The sequence below is a fragment of the uncultured Pseudoteredinibacter sp. genome (assembly GCF_947502065.1).
In the GTDB taxonomy this organism is placed as follows: Bacteria; Pseudomonadota; Gammaproteobacteria; order Pseudomonadales; family Cellvibrionaceae; genus Pseudoteredinibacter.
Genome location: NZ_CANMYE010000057.1, coordinates 1 through 212, shown reverse-complemented (window position 1 = coordinate 212; position 212 = coordinate 1). Strand labels below are relative to the sequence as shown.

The window sequence follows — 212 nt, the reverse complement described above, 5'->3', positions numbered from 1 at the left end:
ACCGCCACTAGCGGCCACGATCTACAAGGTTTGGGTACCATCGTGGATGCGGGCTCACCGACCGGCACCATCCCTCCGGGCGTACCAGAAGAAGTTCCAGGTGCTCCAGATACGGTCACCCTCAAAGTGGTTGCGACGGACAGCGCCGGTAACATCATTGGCGATGGCAGCGAGAACGATTCCAACGAAGGCGGTGCGGCTTACTACAAAGT

General features: G+C 59.0%; 1 protein-coding gene. It reads left to right on the top strand.

Features of this window, described 5'->3' with window-relative positions; genetic code table 11:
* The coding region (locus Q1A41_RS20355; RefSeq protein ID WP_299983019.1) for a hypothetical protein at positions 1-212 on the top strand (212 nt) is incomplete at both ends.